The organism is Streptomyces sp. NPDC044984, from assembly GCF_040646935.1.
Classification (GTDB): domain Bacteria; phylum Actinomycetota; class Actinomycetes; order Streptomycetales; family Streptomycetaceae; genus Streptomyces.
On record NZ_JBEZBE010000030.1, the window covers coordinates 23,246 to 49,331 of the forward strand.

27 protein-coding genes and 1 tRNA gene are annotated in these 26,086 nt (G+C 72.6%); 22 read left to right on the forward strand and 6 right to left on the reverse strand.

Going from position 1 to position 26,086, the window contains the following annotated elements:
- Window positions 1–302: 302 nt before the first annotated feature.
- The 7 genes from AB0A94_RS28345 (at window position 303) to AB0A94_RS28375 (ending at window position 7,201) form a co-directional block, all read left to right on the forward strand.
- Window positions 303–2,435 (forward strand): cellulose binding domain-containing protein, encoded by a 2,133-nt coding sequence (locus AB0A94_RS28345; protein ID WP_361748738.1) that lies wholly within the window; start codon window positions 303–305, stop codon window positions 2,433–2,435.
- A 180-nt stretch (window positions 2,436–2,615) separates the two neighbouring features.
- Entirely contained in the window at window positions 2,616–3,008 is a 393-nt protein-coding gene (locus AB0A94_RS28350; RefSeq protein ID WP_361748739.1) for a VOC family protein, read from the forward strand.
- A gap of 360 nt (window positions 3,009–3,368) precedes the next feature.
- On the forward strand, window positions 3,369–3,530 hold the full coding sequence (locus AB0A94_RS28355) for a hypothetical protein (RefSeq protein ID WP_361748740.1): 162 nt from the start codon (window positions 3,369–3,371) through the stop codon (window positions 3,528–3,530).
- Between the two features lie 36 nt (window positions 3,531–3,566).
- On the forward strand, window positions 3,567–5,789 hold the full coding sequence (locus AB0A94_RS28360) for a nitrate- and nitrite sensing domain-containing protein (protein ID WP_361748741.1): 2,223 nt from the start codon (window positions 3,567–3,569) through the stop codon (window positions 5,787–5,789).
- Window positions 5,786–6,232: a roadblock/LC7 domain-containing protein gene (locus tag AB0A94_RS28365; RefSeq protein WP_361748742.1), complete on the forward strand. Its 447-nt coding sequence runs from the start codon at window positions 5,786–5,788 to the stop codon at window positions 6,230–6,232. The genes AB0A94_RS28360 and AB0A94_RS28365 overlap by 4 nt, the downstream gene beginning before the upstream one ends.
- Window positions 6,229–6,627, forward strand: coding sequence for a DUF742 domain-containing protein (locus AB0A94_RS28370; RefSeq protein ID WP_217130952.1), 399 nt, complete (start codon window positions 6,229–6,231; stop codon window positions 6,625–6,627). The genes AB0A94_RS28365 and AB0A94_RS28370 overlap by 4 nt, the downstream gene beginning before the upstream one ends.
- Window positions 6,608–7,201, forward strand: a complete 594-nt coding sequence (locus AB0A94_RS28375; RefSeq protein ID WP_361748743.1) for an ATP/GTP-binding protein — start codon at window positions 6,608–6,610, stop codon at window positions 7,199–7,201. The genes AB0A94_RS28370 and AB0A94_RS28375 overlap by 20 nt, the downstream gene beginning before the upstream one ends.
- A gap of 45 nt (window positions 7,202–7,246) precedes the next feature.
- On the opposite strand, the gene AB0A94_RS28380 is transcribed toward AB0A94_RS28375, so the two are convergent.
- On the reverse strand, window positions 7,247–8,989 hold the full coding sequence (locus AB0A94_RS28380; RefSeq protein WP_361748744.1) for a VanW family protein: 1,743 nt from the start codon (window positions 8,987–8,989) through the stop codon (window positions 7,247–7,249).
- A 329-nt stretch (window positions 8,990–9,318) separates the two neighbouring features.
- Between AB0A94_RS28380 and AB0A94_RS28385 the strand changes: the two genes are divergently transcribed.
- From AB0A94_RS28385 to ugpC, 14 genes are all read left to right on the forward strand, one after another.
- On the forward strand, window positions 9,319–9,903 hold the full coding sequence (locus AB0A94_RS28385; RefSeq protein WP_361748745.1) for an XRE family transcriptional regulator: 585 nt from the start codon (window positions 9,319–9,321) through the stop codon (window positions 9,901–9,903).
- A complete protein-coding gene (locus AB0A94_RS28390) occupies window positions 9,900–10,445 on the forward strand; it encodes a GNAT family N-acetyltransferase (RefSeq protein ID WP_361748746.1) in 546 nt (181 codons plus the stop codon). Before AB0A94_RS28385 ends, AB0A94_RS28390 begins: the two co-directional genes overlap by 4 nt.
- Window positions 10,446–10,475: 30 nt before the next feature.
- On the forward strand, window positions 10,476–10,835 hold the full coding sequence (locus AB0A94_RS28395) for an MmcQ/YjbR family DNA-binding protein (protein WP_361748747.1): 360 nt from the start codon (window positions 10,476–10,478) through the stop codon (window positions 10,833–10,835).
- 244 nt (window positions 10,836–11,079) lie between these two features.
- The gene (locus tag AB0A94_RS28400) at window positions 11,080–12,036 is read left to right on the forward strand and encodes a helix-turn-helix domain-containing protein (protein WP_361748748.1); all 957 of its coding nucleotides are present in this window, start codon (window positions 11,080–11,082) and stop codon (window positions 12,034–12,036) included.
- 103 nt (window positions 12,037–12,139) lie between these two features.
- Entirely contained in the window at window positions 12,140–13,138 is a 999-nt protein-coding gene (gap, locus tag AB0A94_RS28405; protein ID WP_361748749.1) for a type I glyceraldehyde-3-phosphate dehydrogenase, read from the forward strand.
- A 127-nt stretch (window positions 13,139–13,265) separates the two neighbouring features.
- Window positions 13,266–13,339 (forward strand) — tRNA-Pro (locus tag AB0A94_RS28410).
- A gap of 271 nt (window positions 13,340–13,610) precedes the next feature.
- Window positions 13,611–14,552 carry a hypothetical protein gene (locus tag AB0A94_RS28415; RefSeq protein WP_361748750.1) on the forward strand — a complete coding sequence of 314 codons (942 nt, stop codon included), beginning with the start codon at window positions 13,611–13,613 and terminating at the stop codon, window positions 14,550–14,552.
- A gap of 89 nt (window positions 14,553–14,641) precedes the next feature.
- A complete protein-coding gene (locus AB0A94_RS28420) occupies window positions 14,642–15,112 on the forward strand; it encodes a hypothetical protein (protein ID WP_361748751.1) in 471 nt (156 codons plus the stop codon).
- Between the two features lie 76 nt (window positions 15,113–15,188).
- A complete protein-coding gene (locus AB0A94_RS28425) occupies window positions 15,189–16,409 on the forward strand; it encodes a sensor histidine kinase (protein WP_361748752.1) in 1,221 nt (406 codons plus the stop codon).
- A gap of 17 nt (window positions 16,410–16,426) precedes the next feature.
- On the forward strand, window positions 16,427–17,134 hold the full coding sequence (locus AB0A94_RS28430) for a response regulator transcription factor (protein ID WP_361748753.1): 708 nt from the start codon (window positions 16,427–16,429) through the stop codon (window positions 17,132–17,134).
- A 167-nt stretch (window positions 17,135–17,301) separates the two neighbouring features.
- Window positions 17,302–18,585, forward strand: coding sequence for an ABC transporter substrate-binding protein (locus AB0A94_RS28435; protein WP_361748754.1), 1,284 nt, complete (start codon window positions 17,302–17,304; stop codon window positions 18,583–18,585).
- Window positions 18,586–18,590: 5 nt separating this feature from the next.
- Window positions 18,591–19,511: a sugar ABC transporter permease gene (locus AB0A94_RS28440; RefSeq protein ID WP_361748820.1), complete on the forward strand. Its 921-nt coding sequence runs from the start codon at window positions 18,591–18,593 to the stop codon at window positions 19,509–19,511.
- Window positions 19,511–20,344 (forward strand): carbohydrate ABC transporter permease, encoded by an 834-nt coding sequence (locus AB0A94_RS28445; RefSeq protein WP_361748755.1) that lies wholly within the window; start codon window positions 19,511–19,513, stop codon window positions 20,342–20,344. The genes AB0A94_RS28440 and AB0A94_RS28445 overlap by 1 nt, the downstream gene beginning before the upstream one ends.
- Before the next feature lie 25 nt (window positions 20,345–20,369).
- On the forward strand, window positions 20,370–21,548 hold the full coding sequence (gene ugpC, locus AB0A94_RS28450) for a sn-glycerol-3-phosphate ABC transporter ATP-binding protein UgpC (RefSeq protein WP_361748756.1): 1,179 nt from the start codon (window positions 20,370–20,372) through the stop codon (window positions 21,546–21,548).
- Between the two features lie 12 nt (window positions 21,549–21,560).
- Here the strand turns inward: ugpC and AB0A94_RS28455 are convergent, their stop codons facing one another.
- The 5 genes from AB0A94_RS28455 to AB0A94_RS28475 form a co-directional block, all read right to left on the reverse strand.
- Window positions 21,561–22,088 (reverse strand): NUDIX hydrolase family protein, encoded by a 528-nt coding sequence (locus AB0A94_RS28455; RefSeq protein ID WP_361748821.1) that lies wholly within the window; start codon window positions 22,086–22,088, stop codon window positions 21,561–21,563.
- A 31-nt stretch (window positions 22,089–22,119) separates the two neighbouring features.
- Window positions 22,120–22,932: an SAM-dependent methyltransferase gene (locus AB0A94_RS28460; RefSeq protein ID WP_361748757.1), complete on the reverse strand. Its 813-nt coding sequence runs from the start codon at window positions 22,930–22,932 to the stop codon at window positions 22,120–22,122.
- Between the two features lie 120 nt (window positions 22,933–23,052).
- Window positions 23,053–23,709: an endonuclease gene (locus tag AB0A94_RS28465; RefSeq protein WP_361748758.1), complete on the reverse strand. Its 657-nt coding sequence runs from the start codon at window positions 23,707–23,709 to the stop codon at window positions 23,053–23,055.
- Window positions 23,710–23,714: 5 nt separating this feature from the next.
- On the reverse strand, window positions 23,715–24,047 hold the full coding sequence (locus AB0A94_RS28470) for a DUF3140 domain-containing protein (protein WP_361748759.1): 333 nt from the start codon (window positions 24,045–24,047) through the stop codon (window positions 23,715–23,717).
- Window positions 24,048–24,089: 42 nt separating this feature from the next.
- The gene (locus AB0A94_RS28475; RefSeq protein ID WP_361748760.1) at window positions 24,090–24,572 is read right to left on the reverse strand and encodes a DNA starvation/stationary phase protection protein; all 483 of its coding nucleotides are present in this window, start codon (window positions 24,570–24,572) and stop codon (window positions 24,090–24,092) included.
- A gap of 324 nt (window positions 24,573–24,896) precedes the next feature.
- On the opposite strand from AB0A94_RS28475, the gene AB0A94_RS28480 reads away from it, so the two are divergent.
- Window positions 24,897–26,084, forward strand: a complete 1,188-nt coding sequence (locus AB0A94_RS28480; protein ID WP_361748761.1) for a thiolase family protein — start codon at window positions 24,897–24,899, stop codon at window positions 26,082–26,084.
- The last annotated feature ends 2 nt before the right edge of the window (window positions 26,085–26,086 follow it).

Genomic DNA, 26,086 nt, shown 5'->3' on the forward strand with positions numbered 1-26,086 from the left:
TGCCGGAGGACCCGTACGTCCCGGCCCGCGCCGACGCGGTGCGGTGCGGTGCGGACGGGACGGCGTCGCCACCGGGTCCGCCGTTCTGTTGACAGGACGTCACACCACTCTCATCATGGGAGCGCTCCCATCGGCGGGTTCCGCCGCGCGACGCCCGTGCACGACCGCACCGCATCCACGCACCGTTTCCTGTGCCGCCGGCGCGGAACGTCCTGCTGCCGCACCGGTGTCCAGCCCGTCCGGCCGCAGGGTCCGGCACCCGCCGCCCCGCCCGCGCCGCCGGACCCCGAGGGAGGATCCCCATGTCCTTGCCGCAGAGACCCGGCCGGCCGGCCGGTACCGGTCCCCGCCACCTCGCGCGCGCCGCCGCCGCCCTGGCTGCCGCGCTCGCCCTGCTGGCGCCACTGAACACCGCCGGTGCCGCGTCGGCCGCCGCTCCCGAGGCCGCCGCCGCGGACGTCGACGTCCGGGTCAACACGCAGGCGTCGCTGGGCCGCATGCCCGACACCGCACGCGGGGTCAACGCGGCCGTCTGGGACTCGCACATGAACGATCCCGAGGTCGCCGACCTGATGAAGGCGGCCGACGTCGGGGCGATGCGCTACCCCGGCGGCTCGTACGCGGACATCTACCACTGGGAGACGCACACCGCGCCCGGCGGATACGTCGCCCCCGGCACCGGCTTCGACGCCTTCATGGGCACCGTCCGCGCCGCCGGCGCCCAGCCGATCCTGATCGCCAACTACGGCTCCGGCACGCCCGAGGAGGCGGCCGGCTGGGTCCGGTACGCCAACGTCACCAAGGACTACGACGCGAAGTACTGGGAGATCGGCAACGAGATCTACGGCAACGGCCACTACGGCAACGGCTGGGAGCACGACGAGCACGAGGACAAGAGCCCTCGGGAGTACGCCCGTCAGGTCCGCGCCTACGCCGAGGCCATGAAGGCCGTCGACCCCACCATCAGGATCGGCGCGGTGCTCACCACCCCGGGCCACTGGCCGGACGGCGTCGTCGGCGAGGGCGATCCGGGCGACTGGAACCACACCGTGCTCTCCGAAGTCACCGACGTCATCGACTTCGTGAGCGTCCACTGGTACGCGGGCGGCGCCGACACCACCGCCGAGGACGCCATGACGAGGCTGACCAGGCTGCCCGGCGAGCTGCGGGAGGTGCGCAACCAGATCGACCGGTACGCCGGCGCCGACTCACCGCGCATCGGCATCGCCCTCACCGAGATCAACACCAACACCGGCGGCGCCCTGCTCACCGCCCGTCCCAACGGGCTGTTCGCCGCCGACGCGTTCATGACGGCCCTGGAGAACGGCGTGTTCACCGTGGACTGGTGGAACACCCACAACGGCGCGGGCCGGATCACCACCGTCGACGGCGAGACCGACTACGGGGACATGGGGATGCTCTCCAGCGGCGCCTGCACCGGTGACGTCTGCGAGCCGGCGCCCAACACGCCGTTCCACCCCTACTACGGCATGAAGATGACCAGCGAACTGGGCACCGCGGGCGACACCCTGGTCGCCGCCGCGTCCTCCGCGCAGGACGTCTCCGCCCACGCCGTGCACCGTCGCGACGGACGGCTGAGCGTCCTGCTCGTCAACAAGGACCCGGACGCCGCCCGGACCGTGGACCTCGCGTACGCGGGCTTCACCCCGTCCGCCGCCGCACCCGAGGTCAGCCGTTACGCGCGCGGCGACGGCGACATCACCGACGTCACCGACGGCGCGGCGTCCGCCTCCCGGGTCACCGTGCCGCCGTACGGGATGCTCACGCTCACCCTCACCCCGCAGGCCGGCACCGGGTCCGGCGCCTCCGGCGCCGAGGCGCCGGGGACACCGAGGCTGGAGACGGTGACCGACACCACCGCGCGCCTGTCCTGGGAGGGCGCGGCGGGCGCCACCCGCTACCTGGTCCAGGCGCGCGACGGCGCGCACACCCACGTGGTGGGCGAGACCACCGGCACGTCCGTGACCCTGCGGAACCTGCCTCCGGGCAGCACCCACACGGTCAACGTGCTGGCGGCCGACGCCGCGGGCCGGCTCTCCGCGCCGTCCGCTCCGCTGACCTTCACCACCGGCACCCCGCCGGACGCCCCCTGTGCGGTGACCTACCACCACGACACGAGCTGGGGCAACGGCTTCGTGGCCACGGTCACCGTCCGGAACCTCTCGGACACCCCGGTGACCGGCTGGACCGTGGACTGGGACTGGCCGACCGACCGCCAGTCGGTCTCCTCCGGCTGGAACGCCACGTTCCACCAGACCGGCAGGCATGTACGGGTGACCGCCTCCGAGGGGGCCGGGCCGCTGGCCCCGGACGGCGGGTCGGCGGCCTCGTTCGGCTTCGTCGGCGCCAACGACGGGCCCAACCCGCAGCCGACGGTCTTCCGCCTCAACGGCGCCGTCTGCTCGGGAGGCTGACGCCCGGCCCGCCCGGGGCCGGCGGCAGGGCGACCTGCCCCCCCGGGCGGGCGGGTCTCCCCGCGGGGTGAAGGGCGTACGGCCATCCGGCGGCCGTCCGAGTGGTGCGCCCGGCGCGGTGGTGTGCAGGGTGTGGTCCGGGACGTGCGGGACGGCCCACCCACGGAGGAGGCACGGAGCGTGTTCGGTCAGGCGCAGGCGTTCAGCGGTTTCTCGGTCGACGACCTCGGAGAGGCCCGCCGGTTCTACGGCGAGACCCTGGGCCTCCCGGTGGAGGAGAGCGGGCAGGGGGACATGCGGGTGCTGACCCTCACGCTCGGCAGCGGTGCGCGGGTCTTCGTCTACCCGAAGGAGACACACGCTCCCGCGACGTTCACGATCCTCAACTTCCCCGTCGACGACATCGTGTCCGCCGTCGCCGAACTGGAGCGGCGCGGCATCACCCTGGAGCGCTACGCGGAATTCGACCACGACGAGAAGGGCATCGTCCGGGTCGGCGGCGACGGCCCCGCGGCGATCGCGTGGTTCACCGACCCGGCCGGGAACGTCCTCTCCGTGATCCAGGAGGACTGACCGGGAGCCGCCGGACGGTACGGTGCGGACGGTGCGCGCCTTTCCCCGGCCCACGGTGTGCGCCTCCCCCCGGCCCACGACGCGCGCCTTTCCCCCGCCCGTGGAGCATCCGCCGATCCCGCGGTACGGCCGCGGAGCCCTTCCCCGGCCGGCCACCGGCCGTTGTGACGAGAACACCGGAATCTGATATTCCGTTACGGGCCGACAGGTCCGGTTTCAGCGGGCCGCGCGCGCCCGCTCCGTCGAATGCGTTTTCGACCTTCGTGCACCGCATGGCTAAGATCAGGCCACCAACCGCTACTGTCTGGCGCGTTCTCGTCGCAGGTGCGGCTGACCGGTGACGAGGAGAGTGGCCTGCGGGTGAGTGGAACGAACACGGACGGACGACGCGGAACGGACAGCGTGCGGGCCGTCCGCCGACGGAGGGGCACGACGGACAAGCAGCCGTGGGCGGCCGGCGAACGGCGCCTGCCGCTGCGCACGGTGCTGCTCGTGCCGAGCGCGGCCCTGGTCTCGCTGTAGGGCCTGGCCACCTACGAACTGGGCAACGAGTACCGGGTGCAGGCCGCCCAGCTCGACCTGAAGACGACCGTGGGCCCGCGCAACGCGGCCCTGTTCAACGCCCTGCAGCGGGAGCGGCGGCTGACCCAGGAAGCGCTGGCCTCGCCCCGGGCCTCCCGGGCCGACCTGACCCGGCAGCGCACGGTCACCGACCGGGCCCTGGCGGACTTCCGGCCGCTGGCCTCGGCGGACACCAGCGACGGCCAGCAGGGCCTGGCCGCCGCGCTCTCCCGGACCGTACGGGTGGCCGACCGGCTGGCGCAGGAGCGCCGCGCGGTGGACACGGGGACCGCCGACGAGGACCGGGCGTTCACCTACTACACCGAGGCCGTCGGAGCCAGCACCGAGGTCTTCGCGGCGATCTCCCGCGGTGCCAACGGTGAGGTGACCGGCCTGTCACAGGTCCTGTTCGACCTGAACGGGGCCGTGGACATGATCGGCCGCGAGGACGCGGTGCTGGCGCGCGGCTGGGCCTCGGGCCGGCTGTCCGCCGAGGACTACGACCTGGTCACCGACGCCGTCGGCACCCACGAGTACCTCCTCACGTCGCGCGTGGCACCGAACCTCAACGCCGAGGAGAGCCGGCTGTACACGGCGATGACCCGGAGCAGGGAGTGGCAGACGCGGGTCGAGCTGGAGGAGTGGCTGCAGGCCGCCGGAGGCGAGGGCGTCACGCTGTCGCCGGCCCGCGCCGAGCAGTGGCGGACCGCGGCGGACACCTCGGTCGCCCGGCTCGAGGAACTCATCGGCGCGCACAGCCGGATCTCCAACGCCGCCGGCGCCGACGCCGTGCGGAAGCTGGAGCTGTACCTGTACTCCGTGGCCGCCCTGGGCCTGCTCGCCGTCCTCCTGGTCGTACTGATGACCTGGCGGCTGACCGCGGTCCTGCGCCGGCGCGTCCTGGCCGTGCACGACCAGGCACAGGACCTGGAACAGCGGCTGCCGCAGGTCGTCACCCGGCTCGAACAGGGCGAGGACGTGGACGTGGACGCCGAGGTCCCGGAGCTCTCCCCGGCCTCGGACGAGTTCGGCGAGCTGAGCCGGGCGCTGAACCTGGCCAGCCGCACCGCGGTGCACACCGCGGTGCGCCAGGCTGAGCAGCACCGGGGTTTCGAGCGGCTGCTGCAGCGCATCGCGCGCCGCACCCAGCTGCTGATCGGCCTGCAGCTGAAGAAGCTGGACGAGCTGGAGCGCCGGCACGAGGACCCGCAGGTGCTGGAGGGCCTGTTCGACCTGGACCACCTCACCGCCCGGCTGCGCCGCTACGAGGAGAACCTGGTGATCCTCGCGGGCGGCCAGCCCCGGCGCCGCTGGCGCAAGCCGGTGCCGCTGCTGGACGTCCTGCGCGCCGCGCAGGGCGAGGTCCAGGACTACCGGCGCATCGAGATCGACGTCGAGGGCCGGCCGTGGATCTCCGAGCGGGCGGTGGGACCGCTGATCCACATCCTGGCCGAGCTGATGGAGAACGCGACCGCCTTCTCCAAGCCGCCGGCGCCGGTCGAGATCAAGGCGGCGCCGGTCAGCCGGGGCGTCGCGGTGGAGATAGAGGACCGCGGACTGGGCATGGAGGCCGAGCAGTACGAGGCCGTCAACGCCCTGATGCAGGCGCCCCCGCAGATGGACGTGGTGACCCGCGCCGACGACGTGCGCCTGGGCCTGTACGTGGTGGCCCGGCTGTCGGCGGGCCTGGGCCTGCAGGTGGAACTGCGGCCGTCGGCGTTCGGCGGCACCCGCGTCATCGTCCTCGTCCCGCAGGACCTCGTGGCCGAGCGGCCCCGGTCGGTGCCGGACGCGGCCGGCGGCCCGTCGCCCGACGACGTCGGCACCCCCCACCTCCCGCCGCGCCGGCACACCGGTCCCCGTCCCGTGGACGGATCCCGCCGCACGGACGGCCCGGACGGCCTGCCGGTACGGTCGCGGGGACAGGCGATGGCCGACGTCACCGCACCGGTGCCGGCCCCCGCGGGTCCGCCGGACCCGCAGGACGGACCCGCACCGCTGCCTCGTCGGACGCGTCAGGCCAGCCTGGTGGCCGAGCTGCGCGCACCGGCTCCGCAGGACTCCCCGGCCGCCCAGGCCCCGCCCGGCGCCCCGGCCCGCTCCGGCGCCACCATCGGCGCCTTCCAGCGGCAGTCCCGCAAGAACCGCGCCGCCGGCGCGCGGCCGTCCGCGCCCGGCACCGACCAGACCGAACCGCCCACGAGGGAAGACCGAGGATGACTCAGCGAACCACCGCCACCGACGCAGACCTGGACTGGCTCCTCGACGGGCTGGTCGACCAGGTGGCCGGTACCCGGCACGCCGTCGTGCTGTCCGACGACGGCCTGGTGATCAGCCGCTCGAAGACCATCGAGCGCTCCGACGCCGAGCGCCTGGCCGCGATCGCCACCGGTCAGCAGAGCCTGGCCCGCGGCGTCGGACAGCTCTTCCAGGGCGGTCCGGTCCACCAGGTCATCGTCGAGATGGCCGACCTGTGGCTGTTCGTCACCGCGGCCGGCCGGGGCACCCACCTGGCCGTGGTCACCTCCCAGGAGGTCGACGCCGAAGTGATGGCGGTCGCCATGCACACCCTGGTCCAGCAGGTGGGCCAGAAACTGGGCACCGACGCACGCACCCCGCGGTCCGACCCGTCCCCGCCCGCCGGCCCCGGGGCCGGCGCATGAGGCACTGGACGGACGACCTGGAGGACGACGCCGACGAACCGCTGGTCCGTCCCTACACCATCACCGGCGGCCGTACCACCGCCGGCCGTGACGACCTGACCCTGATCACCCTGATCACGGTACGGACCACGGCGGGCACGGACACCGCGGCCGGCCGGCCCGCACTGCAGCCGGAACACCGCACCGTCCTGCGCCTGTGTGCGCGCAGGCCCGTCGCGGTGGCCGAGATCGCCGCCGAGCTCGACCTGCCGGTGTCGGTGACCAAGATCCTCATCGGCGACCTGATCGACGCCGGCCGGGTACGGGCCCGGCCGCCCCTGTCCTTCGCGCACAACGGGACCCTCCCCGACATGACGATCCTTGAGGCGGTGAGAGATGGGCTCCGCGGGCTCTGATCCGGCACAGACGGCCCAGGCCGTGAAGATCCTGATCGCCGGCGGCTTCGGTGTGGGCAAGACCACGCTGGTCGGCGCGGTCAGCGAGGTCGCCCCCCTGCACACCGAGGAATACCTGACCCGTGCCAGTGTCGGCGTGGACGACCTGGTCGGCGTCGACGGCAAGACCACCACCACCGTCGCCCTGGACTTCGGGCGCATCACCATCAGCGACGAACTGGTGGTCTACCTGTTCGGGACCCCCGGCCAGGAACGCTTCTGGTTCATGTGGAACGACCTGGTGCTCGGAGCCCTGGGAGCGGTGGTACTGGTCGACACCCGCCGCCTGGAGGTCAGCTTCGCCTCCATCGACTTCTTCGAAAGCCGCGGCGTCCCGTTCGTCGTCGCGGTCAACTGCTTCCACAACGTCCGCGACCGCACGCCCGAGGAGGTCCGCACCGCCCTGGACCTGGACCCCCAGGTCCCCCTGGTGATGTGCGACGCACGCGAGCGGACCGAAGGCCGGGACGTCCTGCTCACCCTGGTCGAACACCTCATGGCCCGCAGCTCCGCGCCCCGGTCGGCCGGGAGGTGAGACGGTGCGGCGGCCCGCGCCGTCACTCCCGACGGGGCCGCCTCCTCAGGGCCGGCGCCCGGTCGGCGCCGCTTCGCAGATGATCTCGTCACGCGGGGTGTAGTGCGTGCGGAACGGTTCCCGCCGCACTTCCCGGCCGTCGTCGTGGAAGACCCGCTCGACGGTGACGTCGAAGCCCTCGAGCGGGGTCTGCGGCACGCACTGCTCAGCGGTGCTCACCCGCTTCGCCGGCTGCCGCACGTCGGTGCGCGGCCCCTTGACCGACGTGATCCGGTCGTACTTCTTCGTGCCGAGGAAGCTGACGGTCAGCGAGGTGTCGGTGGACTCGGCCTGGATGTAGACGGCCTTGCCGGAGTCGTTGGTGAACCTCAGGTCCAGGCTGCCCCAGGCGACCGTCGCCTCACGGCCCTCGGGGTAGCGCTCGATGTAGAAGGAGTGGGCGCCGTACTCGACGGGCTGGACCCCGGCGAAGAACATCGCGTTGAAGACGGTCGTGGCCACGGCGGAGACACCGCCGCCGGGGGCCTTCCGGTACTGGTCGTCGTAGATCATGACGCCGTCGACGAAGCCGTTGGCCTCGGTGCGTTCGCCGACGGTCCGGTTGAAGCTCCAGGTCTCGCCCGGCATGACGACGGAGCCGTCGATGAGTTCCACGGCCCGGCCGACGTTCGTCGTGCGGTAGGCGGCCGGCTCGAAATCGACGGTGAAGGAGGACATCTTCTCGGTGAGCCCCAGCCGGGCCGCGTTCTCGCGGGTGACCTCCGGCTGGATCAGCCGCGCGTCCACCTCACCGGTGCGGGCGGCGCCCGACTCGGTGAGCAGGGGCAGGACGGCCTTGCCCAGGGCCTTGTCGGTGACCTGCACGCCGGGCCTGGCGTCGGCGGTCACCACGACCTTGTCGCCCTCGAGCCCCAGCCGGGCGTTCCGGGGGGTGGTGGGCAGGCCGTTCAGGACGTCGGCCACCGCGGGCGCGGCACGCAGGCCCTTGCTGTCGAGTTCCGGTGTGAGCCTGCCGGCCTCGTCCGGCCGCATCGTCAGGTGATCGTCCAGCACGGCCGGGGTGATCGTGAACCGCTTGCCGCCCGCGGTGAGCGTGACCGGCGCCGACATCGCCGGCTGCGCGAACTCGCGCACCGCCCGCCGCACCTCGGCCGCCGTGACCTCTGGCTCGGTCTCGTGTGCGGGCAGCGCCGTGACCGAGTCCGCCGCGCCGCGCAGGAAGGGGGCGCGCAGGGCGCCGATCGCGGCGTCCACGTCCAGCGCGTACCCGGTGCGCGGGGCGGTCTGCTCGACACGGCCGTCGGCGAAGGAGACGGCGCCGTCGCGGACCTTCTCGTCGAGCGTCGTCGCCAGCTTCCCGAGGGCGGCACGGGCCTTGTCCTCGTCGACCCGCACGACCGGCTCGATCTCACCGCCGGAGCGGAACAACCCGCCGATCACACCGACCGGACCGGTGCCCGTGGACGTCGCCCGGTCCAGGGTCTCCCGGATGCCGAAGGTGAGCCCCGCCTGCCGCGGATCGACCGCACCCTCGCGGTCGCCGACCTTCACCGCCAGCTTCCGCGGGCCGGCCCCCACCAGGTGCTCCTCCAGCTTCCGGGTGGCCTCCTCGCGGGTCAGGCCCCCGATGTCCACGCCGCGCACCGTCGTGCCCGCCTCGATCTCACCGCCGGTGAGCAGCAGCCCGGCGAGATACAGACCGCCGATGCCCACGGTCAGCGCACCGCCCGCCAGGGCGAGGGGTGGGAGAGCGGGTATGCGGGGGACGGTGGGTACGCGGGGGCGCATGGGTCTCCTGAACGATCGACGGGGCGTGCCCTCGATGTCACGGCACCGTGCGCGAGAGCCGTCGGCCAAGCTAGGCACAACCAGGCGTCAAAGGGTATATCCCAGGTCACGTCGGACGTTGTGGATCAGCGGCCCGACGGACGGGCGGACCGGGACCCGGCAGGCCCGGCCGCCCGGCCCTCCCCGTGACCGGGCGGCCGCTCCGGGGCTGCCCGCTCACGGTCCGCCGTGACGCTTCTCTCTTGCTGTCGTGCTCATGCCGTATGAAGGGCGTACGGCCGCCGACCGCGACGCACGGGCGATCCCGGATACGGGATACTCTCCCTGATATGAAACGCGATGAACCGGGGCCGTCCCCGGACCCCGTCGATCTCCGGCTCGGCGCGCGACTGGCCGAGCTCAGGGCCGAGCACGGCTGGTCCCTCGGAGAGCTGGCGGAGCGCAGCGGTGTCAGCCGTTCCACCCTGTCCAGGGCCGAGCGGGCGGAGACGAGCCCCACCGCCTCCCTGCTGAACCGTCTCTGCGCCGTCTACGGCCGGACCATGTCCCAGCTGCTCAGCGAGGTCGAGGCGGCCCCCGCGCCGGTGGTGCGGGCCGCCGACCAGCCGGTGTGGGAGGACAGGGCGTCCGGATTCGTCCGCCGGTCCGTGTCCCCGCCGCACGACGGACTGCGCGGCGAACTCGTCGAGGGACGGCTCGCGGCCGGTGCGGACATCGCCTACGACCGGCCGCCCGTGCCCGGCCTGGAACAGCACGTCTGGGTGCTGGAAGGAGCCCTCGCCGTGACGGACCGGGACGTCGAGCACCGCCTCGGCGGCGGCGACTGCCTCAGGCTCCGCGTCTGGGGGCCGACCCGGTTCCGCTGCCCCGGCCCCGAAGACGTGCGCTACGTCCTGGCGGTGGTGCGGCCGTGAACGTCATCTGGCTCGATGCCACTCGACTGACCGGCCTGACAACGGAGTTGGCCGAACTGCTGGCCGACACGGTGGACGGTGGCGCCTCCGTCGGCTTCCTCGCCCCGCTCGACCGCGCGGAGGCGGCCGCCTGGTGGAGGGAACGGTCCACGGCCGTCGCCGCCGGCCGGCTCGCGGTGTGGGTGGCGTACGAGGAACCCGGACGGGTGCTGGGCACCGTGAGCCTCGCCCTTCCCGACAAACCCAACAGCACCCACCGCGCGGAACTGGTGAAGCTGATGGTGCACCGTGCGGCCCGTGGCCGGGGCCTCGGCCGGCGGCTGCTGGCCGTCGCGGAGGAGGCGGCCGCCGCGCGGGGCATCACCCTGCTGCACCTGGACACCGAGACCGGCAGCCCGGCCGAGCACCTCTACCGCTCCTCCGGCTGGACCCCCGTCGGGGCCATCCCCGACTACGCGGCGGACCCCGCCGGGGTGCTGCGGCCGACGACGATCTACTACAAGCGCCCGGGAGCGGGCCCCGCACCGGCCGGCACCGGGTGAGTGTCAGTGCCGGCCGATACGGTGCCTGCCATGCCGGATGCCGAAGACGTACGACGGATCGCCCTGTCCCTGCCGGACACCACGGAGAAGGTCGCCTGGAGCATGCCCACGTTCCGGGTCGCGGGGAAGATGTTCGCCACCCTGCCCGAGGACGAGACCTCCATCGCCGTGCGCTGCCCCAAGGAGGAGCGCGACGAACTGGCCCTCGCCGAACCGGAGAAGTTCTGGATCGCCGGCCACGAGGCGCAGTTCGCCTGGGTCAGGGTCCGCCTCGCCGCCCTGGAGGACGAGGGCGAACTGCGCGACATCCTCGCCGACTCCTGGCGTCAGGGAGCCCCGCCGCGGCTCCTCGAGGCGCACCCCCGGCTGGGCCTGCCGCCCGCGGCCTGAGGAACGCCCGGCCGTCGCCGGACGGCGGCCCACGCCCGCGATCGCGCCGGGCCGGGCCGCAGGGCGTGCGTCAGCCGGGAGCGGTCGTGAACCGGCTCAGCGACGCGGTGCACGACCGCGCCCGCGCCGTCCGGCCCGGCCCCCGGGCCGGGCACGTCGAGGAGCGGGCCCCGGCGAGCCGGTGCCGTCCGCCCGGTCCACGCGGTGGGCGTGGCAGGGCCACGCCCCGCGTAACCTCTCTCCCGTGCCAGCCACACGTCTTCGTCGCGTCGCCGTCCTGATCCTCGAGGGGGCGAAGCCGCTCGACGTCGGCATCCCCGCCCAGGTGTTCACGACCCGCGCGAGCATGCCGTACGAGGTGCGGGTGTGCGGGGCCGCACCCGGTCCCGTCACCGGCGGCGACGGCCTGTCGTACCACGTCGCCCACGGCCCGGACACGCTCGCGTGGGCCGACACCGTCTTCATCCCCGGCTACCGGTTCCCGGACCGCGACGACCCGCCGGAGGCCGTCGTCGACGCGCTGACCGCCGCCCACGCCCGGGGCACGCGGCTCGCCGCCATCTCCACGGGCGCCTTCGCGCTCGCCGCCACGGGTCTGCTCGACGGCAGACGGGCCACGACGCACTGGCACTACACGCGGGCGCTGGCGGCGAAGCACCCGCGCGTCCGGGTCGACGAGAACGTCCTGTTCGTCGACGAGGGCAGCGTGCTGACGTCGGCCGGCGCCGCGTCGGGCATCGACCTGTGCCTGCACATCCTGCGCGGCGACCTCGGGGTGGCCGCGTCCAACCACGCGGCCCGCCGCCTGGTCGCGGCCCCCTACCGCAGCGGCGGTCAGGCGCAGTACGTGCCGCGCAGCGTGCCCGAGCCCCTCGGCGAGCGGTTCGCCACCACCCGCGAGTGGGCGCTGCACCGGCTCGGTGAACCCCTCACCCTGGAGCTGCTCGCCCGGCACGCGGCGGTCTCGCCGCGCACGTTCTCGCGGCGCTTCGTCGAGGACACGGGCTACACGCCGATGCAGTGGGTCATGCGTGCCCGCGTCGACGTGGCCCGCGAACTGCTCGAACGTTCGCAGCGGAGTGTCGAGCAGATCGCCGCCGACGTCGGGCTCGGCACCGGTGCCAATCTGCGGCTGCACTTCCAGCGCATCCTCGGCACCACGCCGAGCGAGTACCGGCGCACCTTCGCCCGGGGCGAGTAGCCGCCGGGCACGTGGCACGATCCTTGCGAACCGTGGCGATCACGCCGCTGTCAGGGGTGGGTGCCGCACGCGACGCTGGTGGCGAACCGAAGGGACACCACTCATGACTCGTATCGCGATCAACGGATTCGGCCGCATCGGACGCAACGTGCTGCGCGCACTGCTCGAACGCGACAGCGCCCTCGAGGTCGTCGCCGTCAACGACCTCACGGAGCCCGCCACCCTCGCCCGGCTGCTCGCCTACGACACGACGGCCGGTCGGCTCGGCCGCCCGGTGAACACCGACGGCGACGCCCTCGTCGTCGACGGCCGCCGCATCACGGTGCTCGCCGAGCGCGAACCGGCACGGCTGCCCTGGGCCGAACTCGGCGTGGACCTCGTGCTCGAGGCGACCGGCCGCTTCACCTCGGCCGGGGCCGCCCGTGCCCACCTCGCCGCCGGCGCGAAGAAGGTGCTGGTCGGCGCACCGTCGGAGGGCGCCGACGTCACCCTCGCGTTCGGGGTCAACACCGACGCGTACGACCCGGCCGCGCACACGATCGTCTCGAACGCCTCGTGCACGACCAACGCGCTCGCGCCGCTGGCCGCGGTGCTCGACCAACTCGCCGGCATCGAGCACGGCTTCATGACGACGGTGCACGCCTACACGCAGGAGCAGAACCTGCAGGACGGTCCGCACCGCGACGCCCGCCGCGCCCGCGCCGCCGCCGTCAACATCGTGCCGACGACGACGGGCGCCGCCAAGGCGATCGGACTCGTGCTGCCCGGTCTCGACGGCAAGCTGTCGGGCGACTCGATCCGGGTGCCCGTTCCGGTGGGCTCCCTCGTCGAACTCAACACCACCGTCGCCCGCGAGGTGACGCGCGACGACGTGCTGGCGGCGTACCGCGCCGCGGCTCAGGGGCCGCTCGCCGGGATCCTCGAGTACTCGGACGACCCGCTGGTGTCGTCCGACATCACGGGAAACCCGGCGTCGTCGATCTTCGACTCGGCCCTCACCCGCGTCGACGGCCGTCACGTCAAGGTGGTCGCCTGGTACGACAACGAGTGGGGTTTCTCTAACCGCGTGATCGACACCCTCGAGCTCCTCGCCGCCCGCTGACCGGGCACCGGAGCGGCACCCCCGGCCTCGGCGGCCGCGCCCGTAAACGCGTGCGCGATCACCGCCCCGAGTGCGGTATGGTTTCCGTGCACGTTCGGCCGGGGGAAACCCCAGGTCAGACGGGCAACGGGACGTGGCGCAGCTTGGTAGCGCACTTGACTGGGGGTCAAGGGGTCGCAGGTTCAAATCCTGTCGTCCCGACTTGCTGAACAGCAGGCCGGAGGCCGCATCGGGGACACCCGAGGCGGCCTCTCCGTCGTTTTCCGTGTTCCGGCCGTTTCCCCGTGTTCCGGCCCGTGGGTCTCCTGCAACCACGGTTGAGTCCGCCCGGCGGAGTACCGCCGAGGTTTACCGCGATCGTCAACCGGCGGACTGACGATCCGTCCGGGCCGGCGGCGTAGCTTCTGTTCTCGAGCGGGGAGCACCCCGCGAGACCACGGGGGCAGCAGGGGGAGCGGGCATGAGTTCACCCATGACCAGGAACGGTCACGGCAGGACGGGAGCTCTGTTCGCCTCCCTCTGCGCGGCGCTGACCGCGGCCACGGCCGCGGCGGTCTCGGGCTGCGCCTCGCCCGCGGAACCGGAGCCGGCGCGGTACACGGGAAAGCCGCGCGACCTGACGCACGCCGAGCAGGTCACGGTCGAGCGCGGGGAGGAGATCCTCGTCGAGAAGTGCATGAAGGAGAAGGGCTTCCCGTACTGGACCGGCCCGGTCGCGAGCGTCGCCGACCGGCAGGGCAACGGATACGTGCTCACCGACGTCGCCTGGGCGAAGGAGTACGGCTACGGCCGGGAGCTGGACGAGCGGGCGGAACGGGCACGGCGGGAGGACCGCAACACCGCCTACGCCGGGACGCTGGCCGAGCGGGACCTCGTCCGCTACAACACGGCCCTCGACGGCACGCCGTCCAACGGCGTGGTCACGGTCGACCTGCCGCTGGGCGGCACGGTGTGGACCCCCCGCGACGGCTGCCGGGCGACGGCGATGAAGGAGCTGTACGGCGACCTGCCGGCCTGGTTCCGTGCCAAGAAGACGGTCCAGAGCCTCACCGCTCTCTACGCACCGGAGATCGTCGCCGACGCCCGCTTCAAGCGCGCGGTCGAGGACTGGGCCGCCTGCATGCGCGAAGCCGGTCACTCCTACGGCACTCCGCTCGAGATCCGTGAGAAGCGGTCCGCGATCACCGAGGGGATGAGCCCGGCCGCCGCGCGGGCCACCGAGGTGCGGCTGGCCGTCGCCGAGGCGACCTGCGCCAACAGCACCGCGCTGGCCCGCACCGCCCGCACCCTGGAACACCGGCTGCGGAGCGAGAAGCTCCGCCCCTACCGCGACGACATCGCCGCCTTCCGGCGCATGAACCTCACCGCGCTGGCCCGTGCCGAGGCCCTCGGGGCAGGCACCGCGTCGCCCTGACGCGACGCGCCGACTTCCGCGGCCCCGAGCCGCGGAACGCACCACCACCGACCCACCCGTCCACACCCGAGCAGAAGGAGCGATCCACCATGCGCAAGATCCCCGCCGTACTGACGACACTCGCCCTCGCGGCCCTGGGAGCGGGAGTTCCCGCGACGGCCGCACACGCCACCGCGCAGCCGGCCGCCACCTGCAGCGGCGCGTGGTCCGGCGCGACACCCGGCTACTTCTACGCCTACGACAGCGTCAACTGCGCCGGTTTCCTCGGAAAGGCCGCGGGTGACGACTCCAACTGGGGCAACAGCGCGGGCTCCTTCCAGGGCGGCGACACCAACAAGGCGAGCTCCGTGCTGAACAAGGGCACCTCGGGCATGGCCGTCGCGGTCTACAACGGCACCGGAACCGACTGGGGCGGCGGCTACAGCTGCCTGGCCCGCTCCGAGTACTACGCGAGCAACCTCAGCGACAACTACTTCACCAGCGGTGCCGGGGTGAACAACGGCATCAGCTCGCACCGGTGGGCCTGGAACTCCGAGTGCTACGGCAACTTCCTGACCTGATCCGAGCCGGGGGAAGGGAGCCCCGGCCGTCGGGAAACCGGCGGTCGGGGCACCGCCGTACCCGTACGCTGCGGCCGTGCACAGGATCACACGGCTGCTCGAACGAGGAACCCCGTGGCTGGACGCCACGATCGCGGTGGCCTTCACCGTGGTGGCCGTCCTGCTCGGCCGCGAGCCCGAACCGGGGACGGGCTGGCAGCCCCAGGACGGCCTCGGCATCGCCGTCACCTGCCTGGTCAACGCACCGCTCGCGGTCCGCCGACGGGCCCCGCTCACCGTCTTCGCGATCAGCGGCTCGACGTGGGCGCTGTTCATCACCCTCGACTACTGGCCCGTCGTGAACTCGATGGGCCCCTTCCTCGCCCTCTACACGGTCGCCGCCCTGCGCTCCGTGCGCCCGGCGGTCGTCTGCACGGCGGTGGTGGGCGTCGTCTGGGTGTACGCCGGCTGGCGGGCCGGCCAGCCCACGCCCGCCGTCGTCGCCCAGGCGGTCGTCTTCCCGGCCGTCGGCTGCCGGTTCGGTGTCGCCGCCCGCGTCTCGGCCCGCCGCGCCGACCGGCTCGCCGAACTGGCCGGGCAACTGCGCCGCGAACAGGCGGACCGGATGCGCCGCGCGGTCGCCGAGGAGCAGCGCAGGATCGCCCGCGAGCTGCACGACGTGGTCGCCCACCACATGTCGGTGATCAACGTGCAGGGAGGGCTGGCGCGTTACGTCTTCGACTCCGAGCCCGACACCGCCCGCGCGGCCCTGGACACGATCAACGAAACCAGCCAGGAGGGCCTCGGTGAACTGCGCCGCATGCTGACGCTGCTGCGCACCGGTCCCGACGACACCACGGGTGCCGGCCCGGACGGTCCGGACGGGGCGGGGACGACGCCGTACGCGCCGATGCCCGGCCTCGCCCGGCTCACGGAGATGGCCGAGCGGGTCAGGGCTGCCGGGGTCCCGGTGGACCTGCGGATACAGGGCACCGCCCGGCCGCTGGCGCCCGGTGTCGAGCTGTGCGCGTACCGCGTGGTGCAGGAGGCCCTGACCAATGTGATCAAACACGCCCGCCCCGCCGACGCCACCGTGGTCGTCGCGTACGGTCGGCAGGACCTGACGGTGACGGTCACCGACGACGGGACGCGGGAGCGATCGCTTCCGGACAACGTCCCGCCGTTGTCCGGTCACGGCTTGATCGGCATGCGGGAACGCGCCAGGCTCTACGGCGGCACGGTGGACGTCGGTCCGCGCGCCGACGGTGGATTCCGCGTGTGCCTCACTCTTCCCACCTCGGCGCGGGCCGGGAAGTGAGGGAATCGATTACGGGGATGATCAGGGTGCTCGTGGTCGACGACCAGGACCTGATCCGCGCGGGGCTCGTCGCGCTGCTGCGGGCCGCGCCGGGGGTGGAGGTCGTGGGAGAGGCGACCGGCGGCGAGGAGGCCGTGGCCCGCGCGGCGGACACCCGGCCCGACGTGGTCCTGATGGACATCCGCATGCCCGGCACGGACGGCATCACCGCGACCGAACGCATCCTCGCCGAGGCCGCCGAGTCCCCGCCCGGACCGGGGACGCGGGCGGAGCGGCCGCCCCTGCCGCGCGTGCTGGTGCTCACCACCTTCGACCTCGACGAGTACGTGTACGCGGCCCTGCGCGCCGGCGCGTCCGGCTTCCTCCTCAAGGACACCGGGCCCGAGCGGCTGCTGGAGGCGATCGGCGCCGTCGCGCGCGGGGACCTGCTCTTCGCGCCGAGCGTGACCCGCAGGCTCATCGAGGCGTACGTGCAGCGCTCGGAGCCGGTACCGGACTCCCCGGCGTCCCTGGAGGCGCTCACCGCCCGGGAACGCGAGGTGCTGCTGCTCACGGCGAGAGGGCTGTCCAACGCCGAGATAGCCGAACAGCTCTTCATCAGCGAGGCGACTGTCAAGACCCATCTGAACCGCACGATGACCAAGCTCGACCTCGACAGCCGCGCCCAGGCCGTCGTCGTGGCCTACGAGACCGGTCTGGTGGTGCCGGGCGGCTCCACGGGCTGAACCGGCACCGGTGTCGGCGCCCGCACGCCGAGCGCCGTGGTGAGTCATGGCGAGCCACGGATGAATGTCCTTGATATCAGCCTATGTCCCGTTTAGCGTTCGCCGGGTAGGCACCGCCGCGGGATCGGACACCCGCGCCGCGATCCCGGAAGCGAGGTGTGGAGCGCGTGCACGCGAGGCGCGGACGTACCGGAAGGCCGCGACGGACGCGGGCGCTGGTCGCGCTGACCCTGCTGGCATCGACGCTCGCCGCCTGCGGCGGCGACGAGGACACCGCACGCCCCACCCTCAACTGGTACAACTTCCCCGACGACTCCGGCGCCCTGCAGAAGGCCGCCGACCGCTGCAGCCGGGCGTCCGGCGGTCGCTACCGGATCAGCTACCACAAACTGCCCCGGGCCGCCGACGGCCAGCGCCAGCAGCTGGTGCGCAGGCTCGCCGCCGAGGACGACTCCCTCGACATCCTGGGCCTGGACGTCACCTGGGCCGCGGAGTTCGCCGAGGCCCGCTGGATCCGCGAGTGGACGGGGGAGGCGAAGCGCCGGGCCACCGAGGGCACCCTCCGCGTCCCGCTGCAGACGGCCACCTGGAAGGGCCGGCTCTACGCCGTCCCGTACAACACCAACACCCAGCTCCTGTGGTACCGCGAGGACCTGGTGCCCACCCCGCCGAAGACCTGGTCCGAGATGCTGAACATGTCCCGCGGCCTCGCCCGGCAGGGCAGACCGCACTACGTGGAGATCCAGGGCGCCCAGTACGAGGGCCTCACCGTCTGGTTCAACTCGCTGGTCAACAGCGCGGGCGGCACCATCCTGAACCCGGGCGCCACCGAGCCCTCCCTCGGCCCGCCCGCCGTACGGGCCGCCTCGATCATGCGGGAACTCGCGAACTCCCCGGCCGCCGACCCCTCCCTGCCCAACCAGATGGAGGACCAGAACCGCCTGGCCATGGAGTCGGGCGTGGCGGCCTTCGAGCTCAACTACCCGTTCGTCTATCCGTCGATGAAGGCGAACAACCCGCGGCTGTTCGAGAACTTCCGCTGGGCGCCCTACCCCCGCGTCGACGCCGACCGCCCCGCCCGCCCCACCATCGGCGGCATCGACCTCGCCGTCAGCGCCTACTCCCGCCACCCCGGCCTGGCCTTCGAAGCGGCCCTGTGCCTGCGCGACCGGGAGAACCAGCTCACCGCCGCGCTCGAGGGCGGACTGCCGCCCACCCTGCGCGCCCTGTACGACGAGCCCGCCTTCATGAAGGAGTACCCCTTCTCCGAGGAGGTGCTGGCCGCCCTGGAATCGGCGAGCGTACGGCCCCTCACCCCCGCCTACCAGAACGTGTCGATCGCCGTCTCCCACACCTTGTCCCCGCCGTCCGGGATCCGGCCGGAGAGCGCGGTCGACACCATCGGGGAACAGATCGACCAGGCCCTGCGATCCGAGGGTGTGATCCCGTGAGCACGATGGCGGAGCCGGCGAAGGGCAGGACCCGGGGCAGGAAGGAGCCTTCCGCCGGCGCCAGACAGGAACGCCGCCTGGGCTGGCTGCTGTGCGCACCGGCCGTCCTCGTCATGACCGCCGTGACCGCCTACCCCATCGGCTACGCCGTCTACCTGTCCCTCCAGCGCTACGACCTGCGCTTCCCGGCACGGGCCGAGTTCGTGGGCCTGAGCAACTACGGCGCGGTGCTGTCCTCCCCGTTCTGGTGGGACGCCTTCTGGGTCACGGTGTTCCTGACCGCCGTGTCCGTGGCCATCGAGCTCGTCCTCGGCATGGGCCTCGCCCTGGTGATGCACCGCACGCTCTTCGCGCGCGGCACGGTGCGCACCGCCGTCCTCGTCCCGTACGGCATCGTCACCGTCGTCGCCGCCTTCTCCTGGCAGTACGCCTGGACCCCCGAACTCGGCTACCTCGCCGAGCTGTTGCCCAGCGGCGACGCCCCGCTCACCGAACAGTGGCCCGCGCTGTGGCTGATCGTCCTCGCCGAGGTGTGGAAGACCACCCCCTTCATGGCGCTGCTCCTGCTGGCCGGCCTCGCCCTCGTCCCCGAGGAGACCCTGAAGGCGGCCATGGTCGACGGCGCCACCCCCTGGCAGCGGTTCACCAAGGTCATGCTGCCGCTGATGAAACCCGCCATCCTGGTCGCCCTGCTCTTCCGGACCCTGGACGCGTTCCGGATCTTCGACAACATCTACGTCCTGACCTCGGGCGCCCAGGGCACCGGCTCCCTGTCGATCCTCGGCTACGACAACCTGTTCACCGCGCTGAACCTGGGCATCGGGTCGGCGATCTCGGTCCTGATCTTCCTCTGCGTCGGGATCATCGCCTTCACCTTCGTCAAGCTGTTCGGCGCCGCCGCACCGGGCGCGGAGGTGAAGCGCTGATGACCGCCGTCGGCAAGTCCCACGCCACCCGCTGGGGCGTCGTCAACGTCGTGGTGGTGCTGTACGCCCTGTTCCCGGTGTGGTGGATCGCCGCACTGTCGTTCAAGGACCCCGGCACCCTCACCGACGGCAACTACATCCCCCGGGACTGGACCCTCGAGAACTACCGGGGCATCTTCCAGACCGCCGAGTTCACCCGGGCGCTGGTCAACTCGATCGGCATCGCCCTGATCGCCACCGTGATCGCGGTGATCCTCGGCACCATGGCCGCCTACGCGGTGGCCCGGCTGCGGTTCCCCGGCAAGCAGCTCCTCATCGGCATGTCACTGCTCATCGCCATGTTCCCGCCGATCTCCCTGGTCTCCCCCCTGTTCAACATCGAGCGGATCATCGGGATCTTCGACACCTGGCTCGGACTGATCATCCCGTACATGACCTTCTCGCTGCCGCTGGCGATCTACACCCTGTCGGCGTTCTTCCGGGAGATCCCCTGGGACCTGGAGAAGGCCGCCAAGGTGGACGGGGCCACGCCCGCGCAGGCCTTCCGGCTGGTCATCGTGCCGCTCGCCGCGCCCGGCGTGTTCACCACCGCCATCCTCGTGTTCATCTTCTGCTGGAACGACTTCCTGTTCGCGATCTCGCTGACCTCCACCGAGTCCGCGCGCACGGTCCCCGCCGCCATCGCGTTCTTCACGGGCAGCTCGCAGTTCCAGCAGCCCACCGGGTCGATCGCCGCCGCCGCCGTGGTGATCACCATCCCGATCATCATCTTCGTCCTGCTCTTCCAGCGGCGGATCGTCGCCGGACTGACCTCCGGGGCGGTCAAGGGATGAGCGTGAAGGCAAGGAGGCGCCGCCCATGGCCGAGATCGTCCTAGAGGGAGTCACCAAGCGTTATCCGGACGGGTCCCTCGCCGTGCGGGACGTGGACCTCGACATCGCCGACGGCGAGTTCGTGATCCTGGTCGGCCCGTCCGGCTGCGGCAAGTCGACCACCCTGAACATGATCGCCGGACTCGAGGACATCACCGAGGGCACCCTGCGCATCGGCGGCCGGGTCGTCAACGACCTCGCCCCCAAGGAGCGGGACGTCGCCATGGTGTTCCAGAGCTACGCCCTGTACCCGCACATGAGCGTGCGGGAGAACATGGGGTTCCCGCTGCGGCTGGCGAAGGTGGACAAGGCCACCGTCGACAGCAAGGTCGAGGAGGCCGCCCGGGTGCTCGACCTGAGCGGGTTCCTGGACCGCAAGCCCGCCAACCTCTCGGGCGGCCAGCGCCAGCGGGTGGCGATGGGGCGGGCCATCGTCCGCGACCCCAAGGCGTTCCTCATGGACGAACCGCTGTCCAACCTGGACGCCAAGCTGCGGGTGCAGATGCGCACCCAGATCTCCCGGCTGCAGCGCCGCCTGGGCACCACCACCGTGTACGTCACCCACGACCAGACCGAGGCGATGACGCTCGGCGACCGGGTCGTGGTGATGCGGCAGGGCCTGGTCCAGCAGGTCGGCACCCCCGCGCGGCTCTACGACATGCCGCGCAACCTGTTCGTCGCGGGCTTCATCGGCTCCCCGGCGATGAACTTCGTCAGCGCCTCCCTGTCCGGCGGCGTCCTGCGCACCCCGCTGGGCGACCTGCCGCTCGACGACCGTGTGCGCCGGGTGCTGGAACGGCGGGACGCGCCGCGCGAGGTGATCGTCGGGCTGCGCCCCGAGGCCTTCGAGGACGCGAGCCTGGCGCACGGGGCGGGCGGCCCCGTCGTCACCGCCACCGTGGACGTGCTGGAGTCGCTGGGCTCCGACGCGTACGTCTACTTCAGCGCGGAGGGCGGTCCGGTGACCACCGCCGAACTGGAGGAACTCGCCACGGACTCGGGCGCGCGCGACACCGGGGCCCGGGGAGCCCAGCAGATCGTGGCCCGGCTGAACGCCGCCACCCGGGCCCGCGAGGGCGCACCCGTCGAGCTCCGGATCGACATGGGCAAGGCCCATGTCTTCGACCCGTCGACCGGCACCAACCTCACCCACGCGGAGAGCTGACGCCCTCCCGTGTCAGATCACGCAGCCCGCGTGGGCCAGCGCCTGCTTCAGCAGCACCCCGTGACCGCCCGGCATCTCGCTCTGCACCGCCTGCGACAGGGCCTCGTGCGGGCTGAACCACACCAGGTCGAGGGCGTCCTGCCGGGGCCGGCAGTCACCCGTCACCGGCACGATGTACGCCAGTGACACCGCGTGCTGCCGGGGGTCGTGGAAGGGGGTGATGCCCTGTGTGGGGAAGTACTCCGCGACCGTGAACGGCTGCAGCGACGCCGGGACGCGCGGCAGCGCCACCGGGCCGAGGTCCTTCTCCAGATGGCGCAGCAGGGCGTCACGGACCCGTTCGTGGTGCAGCACCCGGCCGGAGACCAGAGTCCGGCTGACCGTTCCGTCGGGCCCGATGCGCAGCAGCAGACCGACGCTGGTGACTTCACCGCTGTCGTCGACGCGCACGGGCACGGCCTCGACGTACAGGATCGGCATCTGGGCGCGTGCCATCTCCAGATCGTCGGAGGACAGCCAGCCCGGCGTGGTTTCGGTCATGTCAGACATTGCTTGATCATACTTTCAGCGGTCAGGGCTTCACGGCCACCGCGCCGTACTGCGGCACCGCGGCGGCGGAGTCGGAGGCGGCGTGCCACAGCGAGCAGGACACCAGGCCGGGCTCGACCAGGTCCAGTCCCTCGAAGAACGCGGTGATGTCCGCGGCACTGCGGGCGGTGATCGGGGGAGTGGCGTTCTCGTTCCAGAACTCCATGGCCGGAACCTGCAGTTCGCCACCGACCTCGGGGTCGAACGTGGGGTGCGTGAGGGCCAGGAAGCTGCCGGAGGGCACCGCCGCCATGATCCGGCGGACGATCTCCCGGGCCTCGTCGGTGTCGAGCACGAAGTTGAGGATCCCCAGCATCATCACCGCGACGGGCCGCGTGACGTCCAGGGTCCCGGCGGCGCGTTCCAGCAGGGCGTCCGGGTCGTGCACGTCGGCCTCGACGTAGGCGGTGGCGCCCTCACGCGTGCCGGCCAGCAGGGCACGGGCGTGGGCGAGCACGATCGGGTCGTTGTCGACGTAGACGATCCGCGACTCCGGCGCGATCCGCTGCGCGATCTCATGGGTGTTGTCCGCCGTCGGCAGGCCGGTGCCGATGTCGAGGAACTGCCGCACGCCGCGCTCGCGGGCCAGATACGTCACCGCCCGGCCCAGGAAGGCCCGGTCCGCGCGGGCGATGTCCCGGACGACCGGGTTGATCGAGGCGACGTGGTCGCCGACCTGCCGGTCGACCTTGTAGTTGTCCCTGCCGCCGATCCAGTGGTTCCACACGCGCGCGTTGTGCGCCACACCGGTGTTCAGCCGTGCCGAGCCGCTCGGTGGGGTGTGGCTCTCCCTCACGGTCCCTCCCTCTCCCTCGCCCGTACGGCCGTGGCCGGGCCGCCGCGGTCATTGTGCCGCGTGGTGATCACGTTGTCCCGCGAACGGGGGAGGAGGGGGAGAAGCCCTGCTGACGGAGGGTCACGGGGAATCGGCCCGGCGCAGCGAGTCCTCGGCCACGTGCCTGTCGATCGCCGCACGGACCAACGCCGCGGCCAGGACGGCCGGTTCGGTGCGCCCCGCGAGGCCGAGGAGCCGGTCCGGGTCCTGCGGCAGCCCCAGCCGCTGCGCGCCCTGGAGGGCCTTGGCGTCCAGCCACGGCGCCGTCTCCGGCCAGACGCGCTGGACCTCGCGCAGGAAGATGTCGGCACCGGCCGGCCCCACGCCGGGGAACTCCTGCAGCAGACGGCGCAGTTCACCGACGTCACCGTCCGCGTCCTTGCGGAGCCCGCGCAGGTCACCGCCCCAGCGCTCGATCAACAGCTCGGCCCCGTCGCCCAGTTGGGTCGCGGTGCGTTCGTCGTAGCGCCGGTAGCCGCCCCGGCCGAGCGCGTCCACCCGTTGCTGCCAGCCGGCCTCCGCCATGCGGCGGGGATCGCGCAGCCCCGCCTCGTGCAGGGCACGGGCGGAGGCCACGGCGATCGACCCCTTGATGCGGGCGCTGAGCAGATGGGCCAGCACCAGCAGCCGGTACAGCGGCTGCGGGGTGTCCTTCAGCCCGATGCCGGCCTCCTCCGCGTACGTCCGGCCGTACGCGCCGACGAGGGCACGGACCACCCGCTCGTCCCGGCCTGCCACGGCTGTTACGGCTTGAGCGGGTCGTGGCCGAGGGCCATCAGGCGGTGCCGGCGGGGCGTGTCCTCGGCCACGGGCTCGTTCTCCGGGTCCGTCTGCGCCGTGACGGTGTTCACGACCTCCGCCATCACCCGCAGGTCGTCCTCGGTGAGGTCGGTGCGGCGTTTCTGCAGGATGGCGAGGACGTGCTGCCCGGTCTCGGAGCCGGCCCGGTCGGGCAGCGGCTCGGTCGTCTCGCCGGCGTCGCTCACCCGCAGCCAGGCCGCCAGTTCCGCCGAGGTCATGTTCACCACGCGGTGGAAGTCGTCCCACAGCGCGTCCATCTCGAGGGCGTCGCTCATGATGTGCCCCTTACGTGCGTGCCTTTGCCGGTGCCGGGGCGGTCAGGACTCGCCCGGGAAGTTCTCCGCCTCGAACATCCAGCGCTGCTTCTCCAGGTCCGCGGTGATCGAGATCAGCAGGTCCTGGGTGACCAGGTCCGCCTTCTCGGTGGCGTCGATGCGCTCGCGCAGGCGCGTGACGGCCGTGCCGAGCGCCTCCGTCATCACTTCCACGGCCTCCGAGTCGTGCAGCCAGCCCTCCTTCGGGGCCGGCAGCGAGAAGACCTTGGCGATGGTCTCCGGGCGGCCGTCCGGCGGCACACCGAGCGCCGCGGCCCGCTCCGCCACCGTGTCGGCGTGGGCGCGCGCGGCGGAGACCACCTCGTCCAGCTGGAGGTGGACGGAACGGAACCGCGGGCCCACGACGTTCCAGTGCGCCTGCTTCCCGATCAGCGACAGTCCGAGCAGGTCCACCAGGGTGTCCTGGAGGGCCTCGCAGGAGACCCGGCGGGCCTCGTCGGGCAGGGTGCTCCTCACAACGGTCATGGAGTGCTGTTCCTCCTTCTCGAGTCGTCCGTGGTACTGCGGAGCGGTGCCGCGCGCCCGTCCTCGCCGGAGGTGAGGTCCCGCGACGCCGGCCCCGCCGGTCCGACGGGGAAGAACAGCTCTGGGTCCTCTCCCGTACGGGCCGCGCTCCGCAACCACTGCATGAACGCGCGGGTGCCCCCGGCCCTCCGGCGCAAACACGGCCCCGGAGCGGGCGGCTTCCCAGGGAGCCGCCCCGCGGTCTATAGTCCGAAACTAGCGGTGCTAATTAATGGTGCCGCAGGTCACACAGCACAGCCATCGGCATCGGTCAGGAGTCCTGTCGTGCGTCCCGTCCACTTCGCGGCCGCCCGCCGCACCCCCATCGGCAAACTGCGCGGAGCCCTCTCCACCGTCCGGCCCGACGACCTCGCCGCCGCCGTGATCCGCGGCCTGGTCGCCGACGTGCCCGCGCTGGACCCGGCCCGCGTCGACGAGGTCTACTGGGGCGCCGCCAACCAGGCCGGTGAGGACAACCGCAACGTCGCCCGCATGGCCGCGCTGCTCGCCGGGCTCCCCGAGTCCGTCCCGGGCGCCACGGTCAACCGGCTGTGCGCCTCCGGCCTCGAGGCCGTCACCACCGCCGCCCGCACCATCGCGGCCGGCGAGGCCGACATCGTCATCGCGGGCGGCTCCGAGTCGATGAGCCGCGCCCCCTTCGTGCTGCCCCGCCCCGACGAGGCCCTGCCGCACCGCATGGAGACCTCCGACACCCGCCTCGGCTGGCGGCTGGTCAACCCCGCGATGAAGGAACTCCACGGGGTGCTGGCCATGGGCGAGACGGCCGAGGAGGTCGCCGCCCGGTACGGCGTCCCGCGCGAACGCCAGGACGAGTTCGCCCTGCGCAGCCACCAACGGGCCGCCGACGCCCGCAAGAACGGCCACTTCGACGACGAACTCCTGCCCGTGACCCGCCCGGACGGAGTGGTCGTCGACGCCGACGAATGCGTCCGCGAGGACACCTCCCTCGAGAAGCTGGCCCGGCTGAAGCCGGTGTTCCGCGCGGGCGGTTCGGTCACCGCGGGCAACGCCTCCCCGATGAACGACGGCGCCGCCGGTCTGATCCTGGTCAGCGAGGAGGCCCTGAACGAGCTGGGCCTGGAGTCGCTCGGCCGCTACGTCGCCGGCGCCTCCGCCGGCGTCCACCCGGACGTCATGGGCATCGGCCCCGTCCCCGCCACCCGCAAGGTGCTCGCCCGCGCCGGCTGGACCGTCGGCGACCTCCAGGAGGCCGAGTTCAACGAGGCGTTCGCCGCCCAGGCCCTGGCCTGCGTCGACGAGCTCGGCATCGACCCCGGTCTGGTCAACCCCAGCGGCGGCGCCATCGCGCTCGGCCACCCGCTGGGCTGCTCCGGCGCCCGCATCCTCACCACCCTGCTGCACCGCATGCGCCGCACCGGAGCCGAACGCGGCCTGGCGACCATGTGCGTGGGCGTGGGGCAGGGCAGCGCGGTGCTGGTCGAGCGGCACTGACC

Excerpts from the sequence above, each read along its gene's own strand:
- AB0A94_RS28470 (WP_361748759.1), bottom strand. The coding sequence starts at position 24,047 with ATGAGCGACGCCCTCGAGATGGACGCGCTGTGGGACGACTTCCACCGC.
- AB0A94_RS28475 (WP_361748760.1), bottom strand. The coding sequence starts at position 24,572 with ATGACCGTTGTGAGGAGCACCCTGCCCGACGAGGCCCGCCGGGTCTCC.
- AB0A94_RS28365 (WP_361748742.1), top strand. The coding sequence starts at position 5,786 with ATGACTCAGCGAACCACCGCCACCGACGCAGACCTGGACTGGCTCCTC.
- AB0A94_RS28370 (WP_217130952.1), top strand. The coding sequence starts at position 6,229 with ATGAGGCACTGGACGGACGACCTGGAGGACGACGCCGACGAACCGCTG.
- gap (WP_361748749.1), top strand. The coding sequence starts at position 12,140 with ATGACTCGTATCGCGATCAACGGATTCGGCCGCATCGGACGCAACGTG.
- AB0A94_RS28375 (WP_361748743.1), top strand. The coding sequence starts at position 6,608 with ATGGGCTCCGCGGGCTCTGATCCGGCACAGACGGCCCAGGCCGTGAAG.
- AB0A94_RS28420 (WP_361748751.1), top strand. The coding sequence starts at position 14,642 with ATGCGCAAGATCCCCGCCGTACTGACGACACTCGCCCTCGCGGCCCTG.
- AB0A94_RS28430 (WP_361748753.1), top strand. The coding sequence starts at position 16,427 with ATGATCAGGGTGCTCGTGGTCGACGACCAGGACCTGATCCGCGCGGGG.
- ugpC (WP_361748756.1), top strand. The coding sequence starts at position 20,370 with ATGGCCGAGATCGTCCTAGAGGGAGTCACCAAGCGTTATCCGGACGGG.
- AB0A94_RS28455 (WP_361748821.1), bottom strand. The coding sequence starts at position 22,088 with ATGACCGAAACCACGCCGGGCTGGCTGTCCTCCGACGATCTGGAGATG.
- AB0A94_RS28415 (WP_361748750.1), top strand. The coding sequence starts at position 13,611 with ATGACCAGGAACGGTCACGGCAGGACGGGAGCTCTGTTCGCCTCCCTC.
- AB0A94_RS28445 (WP_361748755.1), top strand. The coding sequence starts at position 19,511 with ATGACCGCCGTCGGCAAGTCCCACGCCACCCGCTGGGGCGTCGTCAAC.
- AB0A94_RS28345 (WP_361748738.1), top strand. The coding sequence starts at position 303 with ATGTCCTTGCCGCAGAGACCCGGCCGGCCGGCCGGTACCGGTCCCCGC.
- AB0A94_RS28380 (WP_361748744.1), bottom strand. The coding sequence starts at position 8,989 with ATGCGCCCCCGCGTACCCACCGTCCCCCGCATACCCGCTCTCCCACCC.
- AB0A94_RS28395 (WP_361748747.1), top strand. The coding sequence starts at position 10,476 with ATGCCGGATGCCGAAGACGTACGACGGATCGCCCTGTCCCTGCCGGAC.
- AB0A94_RS28440 (WP_361748820.1), top strand. The coding sequence starts at position 18,591 with ATGGCGGAGCCGGCGAAGGGCAGGACCCGGGGCAGGAAGGAGCCTTCC.
- AB0A94_RS28385 (WP_361748745.1), top strand. The coding sequence starts at position 9,319 with ATGAAACGCGATGAACCGGGGCCGTCCCCGGACCCCGTCGATCTCCGG.